The organism is Massilia aerilata, assembly GCF_042656905.1.
GTDB lineage: Bacteria > Pseudomonadota > Gammaproteobacteria > Burkholderiales > Burkholderiaceae_D > Telluria > Telluria aerilata.
This window is the reverse complement of the sequence record NZ_JBHSMZ010000001.1, coordinates 113,376-128,666: the sequence shown is the minus strand read 5'-3', so window position 1 is coordinate 128,666 and position 15,291 is coordinate 113,376. Positions and strand designations below refer to the sequence as shown.

Sequence of the window (15,291 nt, the reverse complement as noted above, 5' to 3'; positions counted from 1 at the left end):
TGGCCCGAGACAGCGGCGTCGAACCGCTGACCCGCTTTGCCAACAAACTCGCGCCCTATTGGCGTGGCATCCTGGCGCGGGTGCGCTGGACGATGCACACCGGCCAGCTCGAAGGCATCAACAACCGCATCAAAGTCATGAAGCGGATGGCCTATGGGTACCGGGATAGCGCCTTCTTCTTCCTCAAGATCAAAGCAGCGTTTCCCGGGAACCCGTGAAGAACCTTTTTTTTGCGCGCTGCGTCTTTGCGCCCCTCGCTATAATCGGCTGGCCAGCGCCGGCCCAGCCCGGCAATGCCGCGTTGGCGTCCCGAGGGTGCCCATCATGCGCAGACATTTGACGTTCGGCCTCACGCTGATGCTGGCAGTGGCGGCGCTCGTCCTGCCGCCCTGGCTGGTCTGGCGTGAGGCCCAGCGCCAGGCCTTCGACGCCGAATCCGCCCTCACGCTCGGCTACGCCCACGACGTGCTGCACCGCACCGACGAAACCGGGCGCCAGGCGCTGGCCGGCATCCAGGCGCTGCTCAAGTCCGGCCTGCCGCCCTGCTCCGACGGCGCGCGTGAACTGATGCGCGAAATCGACCTGACCTCCACCTACCTGCAGGCGATCGGCTACGTGCGCAACGGCATGCTGGTCTGCTCCTCGATGACCGGGGCCCCGGTGCCGCTCGGCCCCCGCAGCTTCCGCACCGGCAACGGCGTCGACTTCTACCTCGACGTCCCGATCCGCACCACCTTCGGCCACCCCCTGCTGGCGCTGGAACTGGACAGCTACGCCGCGCTGATCCACCGCGACCTGCCGCTCGACATCTGGACCAGCGTCCCGGACGTCTCGCTGGCCATCATGCATGTGGAGCGCGACACCGCCACCATCCAGCACGGCTACATCGCGCCAGCCTGGCTGGGACGCCTCGGCAAGCAGCCCAGCCTTACCTTCAGCGACGGGCGCTACCTCGTCACCATGGTCAGGTCGCAGCACTTCCTGACCGCCGCCATCGCCGCCACGCCGATCGCCCACCTGGCCGCGCGCACCCGCGAGATCGCCGCGCGCCTGGTGCCGGCCGGCCTGTTCGCGGGCCTGGCCGCCGCCGCCGCCGTGCTGCTGCTGGCGCGCCAGCAGCTGTCGCTGGTCTCGAGCCTGCGCGTGGGCCTGCGCCGCAACCAGTTCTTCATCGCTTACCAGCCCATGATCGACCTGCGCAGCGGCCATTGCGTGGGGGTCGAGGCGCTGCTGCGCTGGCGCGACGGCGCCGGCGAGCTGGTGCCGCCCGAAATTTTCATCCCGGTGGCGGAGTCCAGTGGCCTGATCGGCAAACTGACGGAAAGGGTGATCGATCTGGTGTGCGAGGACGCCGGCCTTTTCCTGGCCAGCCACCCCGGCTTTCACGTGGCGATCAACCTGTCGCCGGCCGACCTGCGTTCGACCGCCATCGTCGGCATGCTGGACCGCATGATCGCGCGCAGCGGCGCCCTGCCCTCGAACGTCATCGTCGAGATCACGGAGCGCGGCTTCGTCGACAAGGAAAAGGCGCGCGAAGTGATCGCGGCCCTGCACGCGCGCGGCATCGAGGTCGCGATCGACGATTTCGGCACCGGCTATTCCAGCCTGTCCTACCTGGAATCGCTGGATCTCGACTTCCTGAAGATCGACCGCTCCTTCATCGAGTCGATCGGCACCGGGGCGCCGATCAGCCAGGTGGTCAGCCACATCATCGGCATGGCCCACAACCTGGAGCTGAGGATGATCGCCGAGGGCGTCGAGAACCACGAGCAGGCGGCCTTCCTGCGCGTGCGCGGGGTCGGCTACGCCCAGGGCTGGCTGTTCAGCCACCCCGCCAGCTTCGAACATGCCGCCAACCTGCACCGCGCGGCGCTGGAGAGCCGGGCCAGGTGCCTGCCGCAGCCGACGCATGCCGGGCCGGGACCTGAACCGCAGGACTAAGCCAGAGCGGTATCCAGCACGGTCATCAGGATAAAGCCGAAGATCAGCGCCACGCTGGCCCAGGTGCCATGCCCGTGCTGGTGCGATTCCGGCACCACGTCGTTGGCGATCACGAACAGCATCGCGCCGGCGGCCGCGGCCAGCGCGAACGGCAGCAGGCCGGCCGAGATGCCGATCAGGGCGACCCCGAGCACCGCGGCCACCGGCTCGATCAGGCCGGAAGCCACGCCCAGCAACGTAGAGAGGCCGCGCCCGTAGCCGACGGTGCGCAGCGCCAGCGCCACCACCAGGCCCTCGGGCACGTCCTGGATCGAGATGCCGGTGGCCAGGGAATTCGCCTTGCCGAGATCGACGCCGGCGTAGGCGACGCCGATCGCCAGCCCTTCCGGCAGGTTGTGCAGGGACACGGCCCAGACGAAGAGCCAGGCACGCTTCAGGGAATGCGCGCTGGCCAGCTCGTTCGGCTTGAGAATGCCGTCGGTGCTGATCACGCGGTCCAGCACTAGCAGCAGGCCGGCGCCCAGCAGGATGCCGGCGCCCACGCTCAGGCTGGCGCCCCAATTGCCGGCGCCGCCGGCCTTGGCCACGGCCAGCGCAGGGATCACCAGCGAGAACGAGGTCGCGCCCAGCATCACGCCGGCGCCGAAGCCGAGGAAGCAGTCGTAGGTCCGCTTCGAAAAATTCTGCGCCAGCAGCACCGGGATGGTGCCGAGCGCGGTGGCGGCGGCCGCCGTCCCGCCGCCGATCAGCGCGGCGCGCAGGCTGCTCGAGCCGTCCAGCAGCCCGGCGAACAGTTTGGTGAGCAGCAGTACGCAGCCCAGGCCGCAGATCAGGATCCCGATCGCCTTGCGCGGCGTCAGCGCGCGTATCGCTTGCGTATTCATCGCTCCATGATCGCAGGCCCATTGGTCGCATACATCAGCGTGTTCGCCGTGTCCGTGTAGGACGAAAAGCGACATCCGGTTGATGTAAACTAATAGCAATGCAATAATGCAATAAACACCATTCATAGTTTTGCTCTATCGGACCGATAGCATGCACGCCTCTTCCAGCCTCCGCGACGCCACCCCAAGCGATGCCGCCGCCATCGCCGCCATCTACAACCATTACGTGGCCACCACCACGATCTCGATGGAATCCGATCCGGTCGCCCCCGAAGAGATGGCCCGGCGCATCGCCGACATCCAGCGCGGCGGCCTGCCCTGGCTGGTGCTGCTCGAGGACGGCGAATTGCGCGGCTATGCCTACGCCAGCACATGGCGCGCGCGGCCCGGCTACCGTAACTCGGTCGAATCCAGCGTCTACCTGGCGCCCGGCCAGCGCGGCCGCGGCCACGGGCTTGCGCTCTACCGCGCGCTGCTGGCGCGCCTGCAGGGCCATTTCCATAGCGTGATCGGCGGCATCGCCCTGCCGAACGCCGCCAGCATCGCGCTGCACGAGCGGCTCGGCTTCCGCCAGGTGGCCTGCTTCCATGAGGTCGGCTTCAAGTTCGGCGCCTGGGTCGACGTCGGGTACTGGCAGCTGACGCTGGCCTGAGCAGAGGCCACGACCCGGCTTTACCGACTGCGGGCCTGGACGGGCCTGATCCTGAGTGCTGCACTGACACGGCCATGCGCCGCGCTCCTACGCGGCGGCCATGGCGGGCGCACTAACATTTGTCTATCCGACTACAACGACAGGAGAAGATGATGTTTTCTCTAAAAAAACTAAGCCCGTCGATCACCGACATGATCCGCTTCGATCACTCGCATGTGATGGTGACCTTCCACCAGTACACCGGCGACAAGCGCCCGAGCGTGAAGAAAGCCCTGGCCGAAACCATCTGCGACGCGCTCGAGATCCACGCGACGCTGGAAGAAGAAATCTTCTACCCGGCGATGCGTCCGCTTGCCGGCAACCAGAAAGTGATGGAAAAAAGCGAGCCGGAGCACATGGAAATGCGCCGCCTGATCCATGAACTGCGCAACACCGACCCGCGCGACAGCCGCCACGACGAACTGGTGTTCGAATTGATGCGCGACGTCCAGCACCACGTGGCCGACGAGGAAACGGTGCTGCTGCCCGAAGCCGAGCAGACCATGACGAAGGACCGCCTGTCGGAACTGGGCACCCAGATGACCAAGCGCCGCCTGGAACTGGTGACGCCGAAGGCCGGCAAGATCGCGAAAAACACCGCGGTTGGCTTCTCCAGCAGCACCGCCGCCGTGGTGATGGGCGTCGCCGGCGCCCTGTTCGCCGCGCGCGCCTTTACCCGCAAGCCTTCCTGAGACTTCCAGGCTTCCGCAGCGGCCCTGCCGTTTGCGCTCCCCCGGCACGTGCTCCGGCCGTGCCAAGCCCGTCTTCGCGTGCGTGCGCGAGGGCGGGCGCCTCTTTCTCCGCTAACTGTGCAGTGTTACGCCGCGGCTCACCATGTCCGCCAGGCCCTGCTGCGAGAGCGCCGGGCTGAAATAATAGCCCTGCATCTGGTCGCAGTGGTGGTCGCGCAGGAAGGCCACCTGTTCGCGGGTCTCGACACCTTCCGCGATCACCTTCAGCTTCAGGCTGTGGCCCAGGGCGATGATGGCGCGCGTGATCACCGAGTGGCCGTTGCTGTCGACGTTGCAGAGGAAGGAGCGGTCGATCTTGATATGGTCCACCGGGAAGGCCTGCAGCTGGCTCAGGCTCGAATAGCCGGTGCCGAAATCGTCGATCGACAGGCGCACGCCGAGCTTCTTGAGGCGCGCCATCACTTCCTTGGCTTCCTCGGGGCGCTCCATCAGCAGGCTTTCGGTCACCTCGAGTTCCAGGCAGGGCGGCGACACGCCGTGGCGGCGCAGGCTGTCCGCCAGGCGGTCGACGAACTGGCGCTGGCGCAGCTGGCGCAGGGACAGGTTGACCGAGATGACGAAATCTTCGATGCCTTGCGCATGCAGCGCCTGCAGCGCGCGGCAGGCCTCGTCGATCACCCATTCGCCCAGCGGGACGATGAGCCCGGTCTGCTCGGCCACCGGGATGAAGCTGTCCGGCCCCATCAGGCCATGCTCCGGGTGGTTCCAGCGCACCAGCGCCTCGGCGCCCACCATTTTGCCGCTGCGCAGGTCGACCTTGGGCTGGTAGCCCAGCACCATCTCGCTGTTGCCGATCGCGCGGCCCAGGCTGGCCTCGAGCAGCAGGTGCTCGTGCACCAGGCGGTTCAATTCGGCCGAGAAGAACTGGCAGTTGTTCTTGCCGAGGCTCTTGGCGTGGTACATGGCGGCATCGGCGGCGCGCATCACCTTGTCGACCGAGCCGCCGTCGCGCGGGAACAGCGCCACCCCGATACTGGTGCCGGACACCACTTCCTTGCCGTCCAGGAGGATCGGCCGGCCGACGCTGCGGCGCACCCGTTCGACCAGGTCGGCCACCTGTTCCGGACTGCCCTGGTCGCAGATCACCAGCACGAATTCGTCGCCGCCGACCCGCGCCACGGTGTCTTCCTCGCGCATGTTGGCGCGCAGGCGTTCGGCGGTTTCGCGCAACACGGCGTCGCCGACGTCGTGGCCCAGGTTGTCGTTGATGTGCTTGAAATTATCGAGGTCCATGAAGGCCAGCGCGCCCGTCGTATGGTTGCGCGTCGCGTGCTGGATCGCCTGCTTGAGGCGTTCCTGCAGCAGGGTGCGGTTGGCCAGCCCGGTCAGCGGGTCGTGGTGGGCCAGGTGGTGCAGGCGGCGCTCGTAGTGGCGGGCCTCGGTGACGTCGTTGATGACGGCCACGAAGTGCGTGACCTCGCCGTCGGCGTTCATCACCGGATCGATGCGCAGGTCGTTGTAGAACACTTCGCCGTCCTTGCGCGCGTTGCGCAGCACCGAACGCACGCTCTGCTTCTTGCGCAGGGCTTCGTGGATGCGCTTGTGCTCGCCGCTGTCGCAGCCTTCGATGCGCATGAAGCGCGGGTCGCGGCCCTTGATCTCGGCCAGCGTATAGCCGGTGATGCGTTCGAAGGCCGGGTTGACGTATTCGATGCGGTTATCCGGGCCGTCGCAGCAGGTGATGCAGATCGCGTTGACGCTGGCGAAGATGGCGCGCTCGCGCACCTTCAGCACATGTTCCGCTTCCTTGCGCATGGTGATATCGAGCCCGGTGCCGAACACGCACGGCAGGCTGCCGACGCTGGTGCGCGCGCACTGGAACAGGTAGCTGGTGCGCTTGCCGTGGCGGCCGACCAGCTCCGCCTCGTGCCAGGACGCGCCCTGCTCGAAGGCGTCCAGGATCTTCTGCACGATTGCGGCGCGGTTCGTTTCATCGAAGAAGTACTTGACCTCGACCGTCGGCAAGTCCTCGCTCGGCATCTCCAGCGCTTCCTCGAGCTGGTGGTTCCACAGCAGCAGGCGGCCGCTCTGGTCGACCACGTAGAACACGCAAGGCAAGCCTTCGATGACGTCGTTGACCGGCAGGTCCTGGATCAGCGCATAGCGCGAGGGCGCGGTGGCGCCGCGCGGCACGATGATGACGCTGAAGCTGCCCTGCTGTTCGATATCCAGCGACTGCGGCGCCACGGTCACGCGCACCGGCACCCGGCGGCCGTCGGCGCACACGAGCGTGCCTGCGCTGTCCTGGTCGACGCGCGCCTGGATCGATGCGTTCTTGCCCGCTTTATCGTCGAATTCGACCAGATCGCCGAGCGTACGGCCGCGCATCTCGGCGGCGGGGTAGCCGGCGAGCTTTTCGCATGCCCGGTTCCAGCTCGTGATTCCGCCGCTGGCATCCACGACGAAGACCGCAAGCGGCAGTGGGGAGAGATTCAAGATCGTTCTCCTGATCCAGACTACCTGGGAAAACAATCATACGCCGCCACAGCGTTGCTGGCGCGCGATAGGTTTGCAGTATACGGCTAGCGCCCCATCCACCCCAGCAGCAGGGGCACCAGCCAGGGTGCGAAGATTGCCGTCAGCACGCCGTTCAGGCCCATCCCGAGGCCGGCGTAGGCCCCCATTTCCGGGCTGACCTGGAAGGCGCGCGCGGTGCCGATGCCGTGCGCGGCCACGCCCAGCGCCAGGCCGCGCGCCGCATGCGATTCGATCCGCAGCGCGTTCAGCAGGAAGCGCGCGGTGATGGCGCCGAAGATGCCGGTGCCGATCACCAGCACCGCGGTCAGCGCCGGGATTCCGCCCAGGTGTTCCGATACCGCCATCGCGATCGGCGTGGTGGCGGACTTCGGCGCGATGGTGCGCGCCAGCTCGGGCGAAGCGCCCAGCATGACGGCCACCACGACCGCGGTCACGATCGCCGCCACGCAGCCGCAAACCAGCGCGCAGGCCAGCGGGAACAGGCTGCGGCGCAGGCGCGGCACCTGGCGCGCGAGCGGCACCGCCAGCGCCACGGTGGCCGGGCCGAGCAGGAAATGGACGAACTGCGCGCCCGCAAAATAGCGCTGGTAGGACATACCGCTCGCCACCAGCGCCAGGCTGATGAGGGCGATCGCGATCGCCACCGGGTTCGCCAGCGGCGACATGCCGCAGCGCGCATAGACCCAATGCGCGAACACATAGGCGCACAGGGTCAGCGTGAGGCCGAGCAGCGGCGAGGCCGACAGGTAGACCCAGAAGTGGGTCAGCTCCTCGAAACTCAGTTCATTAAAACTAAACATCCTTTTGCTCCTGCGCCGGCCTGGTGCGCGGCATCAGGCCTTGCAGGACCAGGGCCGTGAGCGCCAGCGTGACCAGGGTGCTGGCCACCACCGAGGCCGCGATCGCCAGCCACTGCCCGCTGCCGCTCGAGGCCGCAACGACGATGCCGACCCCGGCCGGCACGAACAGCAGGGACAGGTGGCGCAACAGCTCATTCGCGCCCGCCTCCACGACGTCCTGCAGGCGCGGAAAGGCGACCAGGGCCGCCAGCAGGAGCAGCATGCCGGTCACCGGGCCGGGCACGGGCCAGCCGGCCAGGAACACCAGGCCTTCGCCCAGGCATTGGAACACCAGCAGGACGGCAAACGCTTGCAGCAAGATTTTCTCCGGATCGTGTCGATCCGGCGAGGATATCAGAAGCGGCGGGTCAGGCTCAGCACCATGGCGCGGCGGCCGCCGGCGGCAAAAGGACGGCCGTCGGCGCGCGCGCTGCTACTGCCGCTACGCCCCAGGTTCAGGGCCAGGCGCCAGCCGCCTTCCAGCCTGGTGCTGAGACCGGGCAGGCGTGCACCGGGCTCCTGGTACCAGCTTGCGTTGACTCTTGCATTCTGTGTCGCCTGGGTCCCGGCGATATGGAGGGCGGCGCCGGAATCGGCGGCATGGGCAAGCGGCGCGGCGGCCGCGAACAGCAAGGCGGCGCAGGATGCGAGCCGGTGTGCGGGATGCATGGGATTGTCCGTGTGGGGTAGCGTGGAGAGATTCCACACGGCAATTCTAGAAGGATCAGCGGCGGATTTGCGCGGATCCGGGGTGAAAAACTACCGGAAATGCGGGTATGCGGTATGCGTACAACACTTTCGGTAGCGAACGATGGCGGACTGAAAATACTAACCGTCAACGTCACCCCCGCAGCGCTAGAACGTCGTCCCCGCGCGGGCGGGGACCCAAGTTCTACGAGCATTACGCCAGCGCGTGCAACTTGGATTCCCGCCTGCGCGGGAAGTCATTTCGGGCAATGCCCGAAATGACGGTATTGCAGCTAACGACGGCGTTTAAGCCGCAGTCTTGAGCGCCCCACGCTTCAACTGGTCCCGCTCCATCGACTCGAACAGCGCCTTGAAGTTCCCCTCGCCAAAGCCCTCATCGCCTTTACGCTGGATAAACTCGAAGAATACCGGCCCCAGCTGGTTTTCCGAGAAGATCTGCAGCAGCAGGCGCTTCGAGCCGTCCTCGACCTTGCCGTCGACCAGCAGGCCGCGCGCTTTCAGGGCGCCGACGTCCTCGCCATGGCCCGGCAGGCGGGCTTCCAGCATCTCGTAATAGGTTTCCGGCGGCGCCGCCATCAGCGGGATGCCGGCCGCGCGCAGGCCGTCGACGGTGGCGAAGATGTCGTCGGTCAGCAGCGCGATGTGCTGGATGCCTTCGCCGTTGAAGCGCAGCAGGAATTCCTCGATCTGGCCGCCGCCGGTCTTCGATTCCTCGTTCAGCGGAATGCGGATCTTGCCGTCCGGCGCCGTCATCGCCTTCGAGGTCAGACCGGTGTACTCGCCCTGGATGTCGAAGTAGCGGATCTCGCGGAAGTTGAACAGCTTCTCGTAGAAGCCGGCCCAGTAGGCCATGCGGCCGCGGTAGACGTTGTGGGTCAGGTGGTCGATGATCTGCAGGCCGTGGCCCTGCGGATGGCGGTCCACGCCCTCGATGAATTCGAAGTCGATGTCATAGATCGACTTGCCGTCCTCGAAACGGTCGATCAGGTACAGCGGCGCGCCGCCGATGCCCTTGATGGCCGGCAGGCGCAACTCCATCGGGCCGGTCGGGATCTCCAGCGGGATCGCGCCCAGCTCCAGCGCGCGGGCGTAAGCCTTGTGCGCATCCTTGACGCGGAAGGCCATGCCGCAGGCCGAGGCGCCGTGCTCGGCCGCGAAATAGGCGGCGGCGCTCTTCGGCTCGTTGTTGACGATGAAGTTGATCTCGCCCTGGCGGTACAGCACCACGTCCTTCGAGCGGTGCACGGCCACCTTGGTGAAGCCCAGCTTCTCGAAGATCGGCTCGAGCATGCCCGGGGTCGGCGAAGCGAATTCCACGAACTCGAAGCCCATCAGGCCCATCGGATTCTCAAACAGGTCAGCCATTGTCTTGTCCTCTATCTCATTGGTTATTTGCTACTCCGCGAACACGTCCGCGATCAGTCCCCGCAGCCACTGGACGCCGGGGTCATGGTTGAAGCGCCGGTGCCAGAACACGTTCGTCTGCAAGCTCGGCAGTTCCAGCGGCGGCGCGATCCATTTCAGCCCGAACGGGCTGGCCGCGCTTTCCGCCAGCTTCTGCGGCACCGTCACCACCAGGTCGCTGGTACTCACGATATACGGCACCGCGGTGAAATGCGGCACCCTGAATCTTGCCTGGGCCGTCACGCCGGCCTTCTCGAGCAGCGCGTTGATCCGGTCGTAGGGGCTCTGGGCCGCGTCCACGATCAGGTGCGTCGCCTGCACGAAGCGCGCCAGGTCCACCGCGCCGGACCCCAGCGGATGCCCCTTGCGGAACATGCTGACGAAAGGTTGCCGGAACAGCTGGCGCTGGTACAAGGCTTCCGACACCTCTTCGAAGGCGCCGATCGCCAGGTCCACCCTGCCCGTTTCCATGTCGTCCTTCAGCGTCAGTGCATTGGCGCGCACCGAGGATATTTCCACCGTCGGCGCAAGCGCGCGGCAGCGCTCGATCAGCACCGGCATGAAGTAGACCTCGCCGACGTCGGTCATGGCCAGCGTGAAGCGGCGCGTGCTCGTCGCCGGCTCGAAGCGGCTGCGCTGGCTCAGCGCAAGCGCGACCTGGGCCATCGCGGCGCCGATCGGCTCGGCCATCTGCTGCGCCAGCGGCGTCGGCTGCATGCCGTGCGCGGTACGCACGAACAATTCGTCGCCGAAGGTGCGGCGCAGGCGCGCCAGCGCATTGCTGACGGCGGACTGGGTCAGGCCGAGGCGGCGCGCCGCGCCCGAAATCTGGCGCTCGCGGTAGACCTCCTGAAACACGGACAACAGGTTCAGGTCGATGCTAGACGGTTCGATCATGCGCTCGATAGTGTTATTGATGTGCTGAATAGTCTACATTTTTATATTCATCTCGTAAAATTAGCCGCTCTCCTCTACAGTGACAAAAACGACACACGACGATCAGGAGATTGCATTGACCAACGGCTACATGTCCGGCTTCGGCAACGAGTTCGCCACCGAAGCGCTGCCCGGCGCCCTGCCGGCGCACCGCAATTCGCCGCAGCGCGTGGCCTACGGCCTGTACGCCGAGCAGATCTCCGGCACCGCCTTCACCGCCGCGCGCAGCCATAACCGCCGCTCCTGGCTGTACCGGATCCGCCCGGCGGCCATGCACGGCAATTTCGTGCCGCTGGAACAGAACCGCATCGCCGGCGGTTTCGACGGCCTGGCGCCTTCGCCCAACCAGATGCGCTGGAGTCCGCTGCCCATCCCCGACGCCCCCACCGATTTCGTCGACGGCCTCGTCACCATGGCCGGCAACGGCTCGCCGGGCGCGATGGCCGGCTGCGCGATCCACCTGTATGCCGCCAACCGGCCGATGAAAGGCCGCTACTTTTACTCTGCCGACGGCGAGCTGCTGGTCGTGCCGCAGCAGGGCCGCCTGTCCATCGCCACCGAACTCGGCTTGCTGGAACTCGAACCGCAGGAGATCGCCGTGATCCCGCGCGGCGTGCGCTTTTCCGTCGACCTGCCGGACGGCGCGGCGCGCGGCTACGTCTGCGAGAACTTCGGCGCCCTGCTGCGCCTGCCCGACCTGGGCCCGATCGGTTCCAACGGACTGGCAAATCCGCGCGATTTCCTGTCGCCAGTGGCGCGCTATGAAGACGCCGAGGGCGAGTTCGAACTGGTCGCGAAATTCGGCGGCAAGCTGTGGACCGCGCCCATCCGGCACTCGCCGCTGGACGTGGTGGCCTGGCACGGCAACTACGCCCCTTATAAATACGACCTGCGCCACTTCAACACCATCGGCTCGATCAGCTACGACCACCCGGACCCGTCGATCTTCCTGGTGCTGCACTCGCCCACCAGCACGCCCGGTGTCGACGACCTCGATTTCGTGATCTTCCCGCCGCGCTGGCTGGCCGCCGAAGACACCTTCCGCCCGCCCTGGTTCCACCGCAACGTCGCCAGCGAATTCATGGGCCTGATCCACGGCGCCTACGACGCCAAGGCCGAGGGCTTCGTGCCGGGCGGCGCCAGCCTGCACAACTGCATGAGCGGCCACGGCCCGGACGCGGCGACCTTCGACAAGGCCAGCAGCGCGGACACGAGCAAGCCGCACAAGGTGGCGGACACAATGGCCTTCATGTTCGAGACCCGCACCCCGATCGCGGCCACCGACTACGCGCTGAATTCGCCGCAGCTGCAGGCGAATTACCAGGACTGCTGGGCCGGGATCGGCAGGCATTTCGATCCGGACTTTTTCAGCGCGATGCCGTAGATGCCGTCACCACGCCCTCCCGAATGACCAGAGCAGGATGCGTCCGCGTCATCCCCGATGTTGCCGCAAGCCGTCGAGTGTGCGTACGATTACCTGAAAAGCAAGTTTTTCATGCTTCTCATCCATTCTTGTCCTCAAGGTATCGTGCGCCCGTTGGCGCAGCCCTGCCGCCATGCGATGATCAGGCCGACAACACATTCAGGAAGCGCATGGCCGACATCATCATCATTTTCGCTCTAATTTTGCTCAACGGCATCTTCGCGATGTCGGAGCTGGCCGTGGTCTCGGCCAAGCGCCTGCGCCTCGAAAAGATGGCGCTCGACGGCAGCGCCGGCGCCCGCAGCGCCATCAAGCTGAACGACGACCCCAGCCGCTTTCTCTCCACCGTCCAGGTCGGCATTACCCTGATCAGCATCTTCAACGGCGCCTTCGGCGAAGCCTCGCTGGTGGCGCGCATGGTGCCCGGTCTGGTGGCGGCCGGCATTCCCGAGGATTACGCGCGCCCGGTCGCGCTGAGCGTGGTGGTGGTCGGCATCACCTTCGCTTCGATCGTCCTGGGCGAACTGGTCCCCAAGCGTATCGCCATACTTTATCCGGAAGTATTGGCCTCGCGCGTGGCGCGGCCGCTGCGCCAGCTGTCGCGCCTGATGCACCCCTTCGTGCAGCTGCTGTCGCTGACCACCGACTTCATCATGCGCCTGCTCGGCATGCGCCACCACAAGGATGAAACGCCGACCGAGGAAGAAGTCACCGGCATGATCAAGGAGAGCACCGACGCCGGCGTGTTCGAGAAGGCCGAATACGACATCGCCGCGCGCGCCCTGCGTTTGGACGACTGGCATCTGCGGGCGCTGATGACGCCGCGCGTCGACCTCGAATTCCTCGACCTCGGCGAACCGCTGGACAAAAACCTGGCGCGCCTGGCCGAGATCCCCTTCGCCCGCTTCCCGGTCTACCGCGGCGACCGCTCCCAGGTGCTGGGCATCGTCAACGCGCGCGACCTGTTCCGCCAGGCGATCCGCAAGGGCTCGCTGCAGGAGATCGACATCGAGGCCGAGCTCGACGTGCCGCTCTACGTCCCGGAATCGGTGAGCGCGATCGACCTGCTCGAACAGCTCAAGAAGAACCACGCGGAGCTCGCCATGGTCGTCGACGAATACGGCGAAATCCAGGGCATGATCACCCTCACCGACGTCATGACCGCGCTGGTCGGCGAAGTGCCGGCGGTGGAGGACGAGGAAGCGCCGGACGCCGTGCGGCGCGAGGACGGCAGCTGGTTCATCGACGGCGGCATGGTGCTCGACCGCTTCCGCTACCTGACCGGCGCCGAGCTGAGATTCCCCGACGAAGGCGACGACGCCTACCACACGCTGGCCGGCTTCATCCTCTACCAGCTCGGCTACATCCCGAAACCCGGCGAAACCCTGGACTGGGAAGGCTGGCGCTTCGAGGTGGCCGACATGGACGGCAACCGGATCGACCGGCTGATGGTGATACCCGTCAAGCGCCCCGAGGGCTGACTCGCGCCGGCGCGGTGCTTGACAGCGCGGGCACAGGTGCCAGAATGCAGCTGACAGGAGGCCCCCCATGAACATCGACTGGCTGTTCGTGGCGGCCATGATTGCCGGGATGGCCGTGTTCGAAGTCAGCGAGCGCATCGCCGCCTGGCGCTCTTCCCGCAGGCGCTTGCAAACCGCATCGGAGGCACCATGAACCGCCAGGACGTTTTCATCGCCGGCGCCGGCCCGACCGGCCTGGTGCTGGCCCTGTGGCTGGCACGCCAGGGAGTGGGCGTGCGCATCGTCGACAAGACCGCAGGTCCCGGCACCACTTCGCGCGCCGTGGTGGTCCACGCGCGCACGCTGGAACTGTACCGCCAGCTCGGCCTGGCCGAGGAAGTGGTGGCGGCCGGCATGCCGAATCCCGGCATCAACCTCTGGGTGCACGGCAAGCGCCGCGCCCACATCAGCTTCGGCGACGCCGGCGCCGGGTTCACGCCCTACCCCTTCCTGCTGGTCTACCCGCAGGACCGCCACGAGCGCCTGCTGATCGCGCACCTGGAAGACATGGGCGTGCAGGTCGAGCGCGAGACCGAGCTGCTCGGCTTCGAGCAGCATGACGACCACGTGCAGGTGCGCCTGCGCGGACCGCAGGGTGAAGAGTCCTGCGAAGCGCGCTACCTGGCCGGCTGCGACGGCGCCAGGTCGCCGGTGCGCCACGGCCTGAATGCCGGCTTCGAAGGCGGCACCTACGACCAGCTGTTCTACGTGGCCGACGTCATCGCGGCAGGCCCGCCGGCCGACGGCCAGGTCCACCTGTCGCTCGACGACGCCGACTTCCTCGCCCTGTTCTCCTATGCCGCCGACGGCCAGGCGCGGCTGATCGGCAGCATCCGCGAAGACCGCGTCTCGCCGGACCGCGAGCTGGGCTTCGAGGACGTGGGCGAGCGCGCCCTCCACGGCCTCGGCGTCGAGGTGAAGAAGGTGAACTGGTTCTCGACCTATAAAGTGCACCACCGCCTGACCGAGCACTTCCGGCACGGCCGCGTCTTCCTGCTCGGCGACGCCGCCCACATCCACAGCCCGGCCGGCGGCCAGGGCATGAACACCGGCATCGGCGACGCCATCAACCTGGCCTGGAAGCTGAAAGCGGTGCTGCGCGGCGAAGCCGACCAGCGCCTGCTGGACAGCTTCGACAGCGAGCGCCTGGCCTTCGCCCATAAGCTGGTCGAAACCACCGACCGCGTGTTCAGCTTCGTCTCCGCCGAAGGCAACTTCGCGAACTTCGTCCGCACGCGGATCGCGCCGCTGTTCGTCAGCGCGGCCTACAGCGTGGGCGCGGTAAAGGAATTCATGTTCCGGCTCGTTTCGCAGTGCATGCTGAACTACCACGGCAGTGCGCTCAGCCATGGCTCGGTCGGCAAGGTGAAAGGCGGCGACCGCCTGCCCTGGGCGGCCGGCGCCGCCATCGACAACTTCGGGCCGACCGGCACGGTGGACTGGCAGGTGCAGGTGTACGGCGACGCCAGCGACGCGCTCTCGGCCTGGTGCCACCACACCGGCCTGCCGCTGCGCGTGTTCGACTGGGAGCGCGCGCACGAGCATGCGGGCCTGACGCGGAATGCGGTTTACCTGGTACGGCCGGATGGGTATGTGGGCTTCGCGGATGCGGGTGGGAAGGTGGAAGCACTGCGCGATTACTTCAAGGAGATCGGCTACAGGCGCTTTGCCTAGTTGCCCTTGCAATCCGGCCATGGCACACTGCGCCATCAAGC

14 protein-coding genes and 1 pseudogene are annotated in these 15,291 nt (G+C 66.7%); 8 read left to right on the top strand and 7 right to left on the bottom strand.

From position 1 onward, the window contains the following. Nucleotides 1-218 (top strand): annotated as a pseudogene (locus ACFPO9_RS00540) (transposase); the annotation flags it as partial. 106 nt (nt 219-324) lie between these two features. After that, nucleotides 325-1,941, top strand: a complete 1,617-nt coding sequence (locus ACFPO9_RS00535; RefSeq protein ID WP_379765455.1) for an EAL domain-containing protein — start codon at nt 325-327, stop codon at nt 1,939-1,941. Here ACFPO9_RS00535 and ACFPO9_RS00530 read toward each other — a convergent pair. After that, nucleotides 1,938-2,825, bottom strand: coding sequence for a ZIP family metal transporter (locus tag ACFPO9_RS00530; protein ID WP_379765452.1), 888 nt, complete (start codon nt 2,823-2,825; stop codon nt 1,938-1,940). The genes ACFPO9_RS00535 and ACFPO9_RS00530 overlap by 4 nt on opposite strands. A gap of 151 nt (nt 2,826-2,976) precedes the next feature. Here ACFPO9_RS00530 and ACFPO9_RS00525 point away from each other — a divergent pair, with 151 nt between their 5' ends. Both ACFPO9_RS00525 and ACFPO9_RS00520 read left to right on the top strand, forming a co-directional pair. Beyond that, a complete protein-coding gene (locus ACFPO9_RS00525; RefSeq protein WP_379765449.1) occupies nt 2,977-3,477 on the top strand; it encodes an arsinothricin resistance N-acetyltransferase ArsN1 family B in 501 nt (166 codons plus the stop codon). 152 nt (nt 3,478-3,629) lie between these two features. Beyond that, nucleotides 3,630-4,208, top strand: coding sequence for a hemerythrin domain-containing protein (locus ACFPO9_RS00520; protein WP_379765446.1), 579 nt, complete (start codon nt 3,630-3,632; stop codon nt 4,206-4,208). A gap of 111 nt (nt 4,209-4,319) precedes the next feature. Here the strand turns inward: ACFPO9_RS00520 and ACFPO9_RS00515 are convergent, their stop codons facing one another. The 6 genes from ACFPO9_RS00515 to ACFPO9_RS00490 form a co-directional block, all read right to left on the bottom strand. Beyond that, nucleotides 4,320-6,704 carry a sensor domain-containing protein gene (locus tag ACFPO9_RS00515; protein WP_379765443.1) on the bottom strand — a complete coding sequence of 795 codons (2,385 nt, stop codon included), beginning with the start codon at nt 6,702-6,704 and terminating at the stop codon, nt 4,320-4,322. An 86-nt stretch (nt 6,705-6,790) separates the two neighbouring features. Beyond that, on the bottom strand, nt 6,791-7,546 hold the full coding sequence (locus tag ACFPO9_RS00510; protein WP_379765440.1) for an LrgB family protein: 756 nt from the start codon (nt 7,544-7,546) through the stop codon (nt 6,791-6,793). After that, the gene (locus tag ACFPO9_RS00505) at nt 7,539-7,904 is read right to left on the bottom strand and encodes a CidA/LrgA family protein (RefSeq protein WP_379765437.1); all 366 of its coding nucleotides are present in this window, start codon (nt 7,902-7,904) and stop codon (nt 7,539-7,541) included. The genes ACFPO9_RS00510 and ACFPO9_RS00505 overlap by 8 nt, the downstream gene beginning before the upstream one ends. A gap of 35 nt (nt 7,905-7,939) precedes the next feature. Continuing rightward, the gene (locus tag ACFPO9_RS00500) at nt 7,940-8,254 is read right to left on the bottom strand and encodes a hypothetical protein (RefSeq protein WP_379765434.1); all 315 of its coding nucleotides are present in this window, start codon (nt 8,252-8,254) and stop codon (nt 7,940-7,942) included. Between the two features lie 324 nt (nt 8,255-8,578). Then, nucleotides 8,579-9,658: a 4-hydroxyphenylpyruvate dioxygenase gene (gene hppD, locus ACFPO9_RS00495; protein WP_379765431.1), complete on the bottom strand. Its 1,080-nt coding sequence runs from the start codon at nt 9,656-9,658 to the stop codon at nt 8,579-8,581. A 30-nt stretch (nt 9,659-9,688) separates the two neighbouring features. After that, nucleotides 9,689-10,594, bottom strand: coding sequence for a LysR family transcriptional regulator (locus tag ACFPO9_RS00490; protein WP_379765428.1), 906 nt, complete (start codon nt 10,592-10,594; stop codon nt 9,689-9,691). 130 nt (nt 10,595-10,724) lie between these two features. On the opposite strand from ACFPO9_RS00490, the gene hmgA reads away from it, so the two are divergent. From hmgA to ACFPO9_RS00470, 4 genes are all read left to right on the top strand, one after another. Further along, a complete protein-coding gene (gene hmgA, locus ACFPO9_RS00485; protein WP_379767562.1) occupies nt 10,725-12,017 on the top strand; it encodes a homogentisate 1,2-dioxygenase in 1,293 nt (430 codons plus the stop codon). A gap of 209 nt (nt 12,018-12,226) precedes the next feature. After that, nucleotides 12,227-13,537 (top strand): hemolysin family protein, encoded by a 1,311-nt coding sequence (locus ACFPO9_RS00480; protein ID WP_379765425.1) that lies wholly within the window; start codon nt 12,227-12,229, stop codon nt 13,535-13,537. Nucleotides 13,538-13,604: 67 nt separating this feature from the next. Next, nucleotides 13,605-13,730, top strand: a complete 126-nt coding sequence (locus tag ACFPO9_RS00475; RefSeq protein ID WP_379765422.1) for a hypothetical protein — start codon at nt 13,605-13,607, stop codon at nt 13,728-13,730. After that, entirely contained in the window at nt 13,727-15,250 is a 1,524-nt protein-coding gene (locus tag ACFPO9_RS00470; RefSeq protein ID WP_379765419.1) for an FAD-dependent monooxygenase, read from the top strand. The genes ACFPO9_RS00475 and ACFPO9_RS00470 overlap by 4 nt, the downstream gene beginning before the upstream one ends. The last annotated feature ends 41 nt before the right edge of the window (nt 15,251-15,291 follow it).

Excerpts from the sequence above, each read along its gene's own strand:
- ACFPO9_RS00535 (WP_379765455.1), top strand. The coding sequence starts at position 325 with ATGCGCAGACATTTGACGTTCGGCCTCACGCTGATGCTGGCAGTGGCG.
- ACFPO9_RS00530 (WP_379765452.1), bottom strand. The coding sequence starts at position 2,825 with ATGAATACGCAAGCGATACGCGCGCTGACGCCGCGCAAGGCGATCGGG.
- ACFPO9_RS00525 (WP_379765449.1), top strand. The coding sequence starts at position 2,977 with ATGCACGCCTCTTCCAGCCTCCGCGACGCCACCCCAAGCGATGCCGCC.
- ACFPO9_RS00520 (WP_379765446.1), top strand. The coding sequence starts at position 3,630 with ATGTTTTCTCTAAAAAAACTAAGCCCGTCGATCACCGACATGATCCGC.
- ACFPO9_RS00510 (WP_379765440.1), bottom strand. The coding sequence starts at position 7,546 with ATGTTTAGTTTTAATGAACTGAGTTTCGAGGAGCTGACCCACTTCTGG.
- ACFPO9_RS00500 (WP_379765434.1), bottom strand. The coding sequence starts at position 8,254 with ATGCATCCCGCACACCGGCTCGCATCCTGCGCCGCCTTGCTGTTCGCG.
- hppD (WP_379765431.1), bottom strand. The coding sequence starts at position 9,658 with ATGGCTGACCTGTTTGAGAATCCGATGGGCCTGATGGGCTTCGAGTTC.
- ACFPO9_RS00490 (WP_379765428.1), bottom strand. The coding sequence starts at position 10,594 with ATGATCGAACCGTCTAGCATCGACCTGAACCTGTTGTCCGTGTTTCAG.
- hmgA (WP_379767562.1), top strand. The coding sequence starts at position 10,725 with ATGTCCGGCTTCGGCAACGAGTTCGCCACCGAAGCGCTGCCCGGCGCC.
- ACFPO9_RS00480 (WP_379765425.1), top strand. The coding sequence starts at position 12,227 with ATGGCCGACATCATCATCATTTTCGCTCTAATTTTGCTCAACGGCATC.
- ACFPO9_RS00475 (WP_379765422.1), top strand. The coding sequence starts at position 13,605 with ATGAACATCGACTGGCTGTTCGTGGCGGCCATGATTGCCGGGATGGCC.
- ACFPO9_RS00470 (WP_379765419.1), top strand. The coding sequence starts at position 13,727 with ATGAACCGCCAGGACGTTTTCATCGCCGGCGCCGGCCCGACCGGCCTG.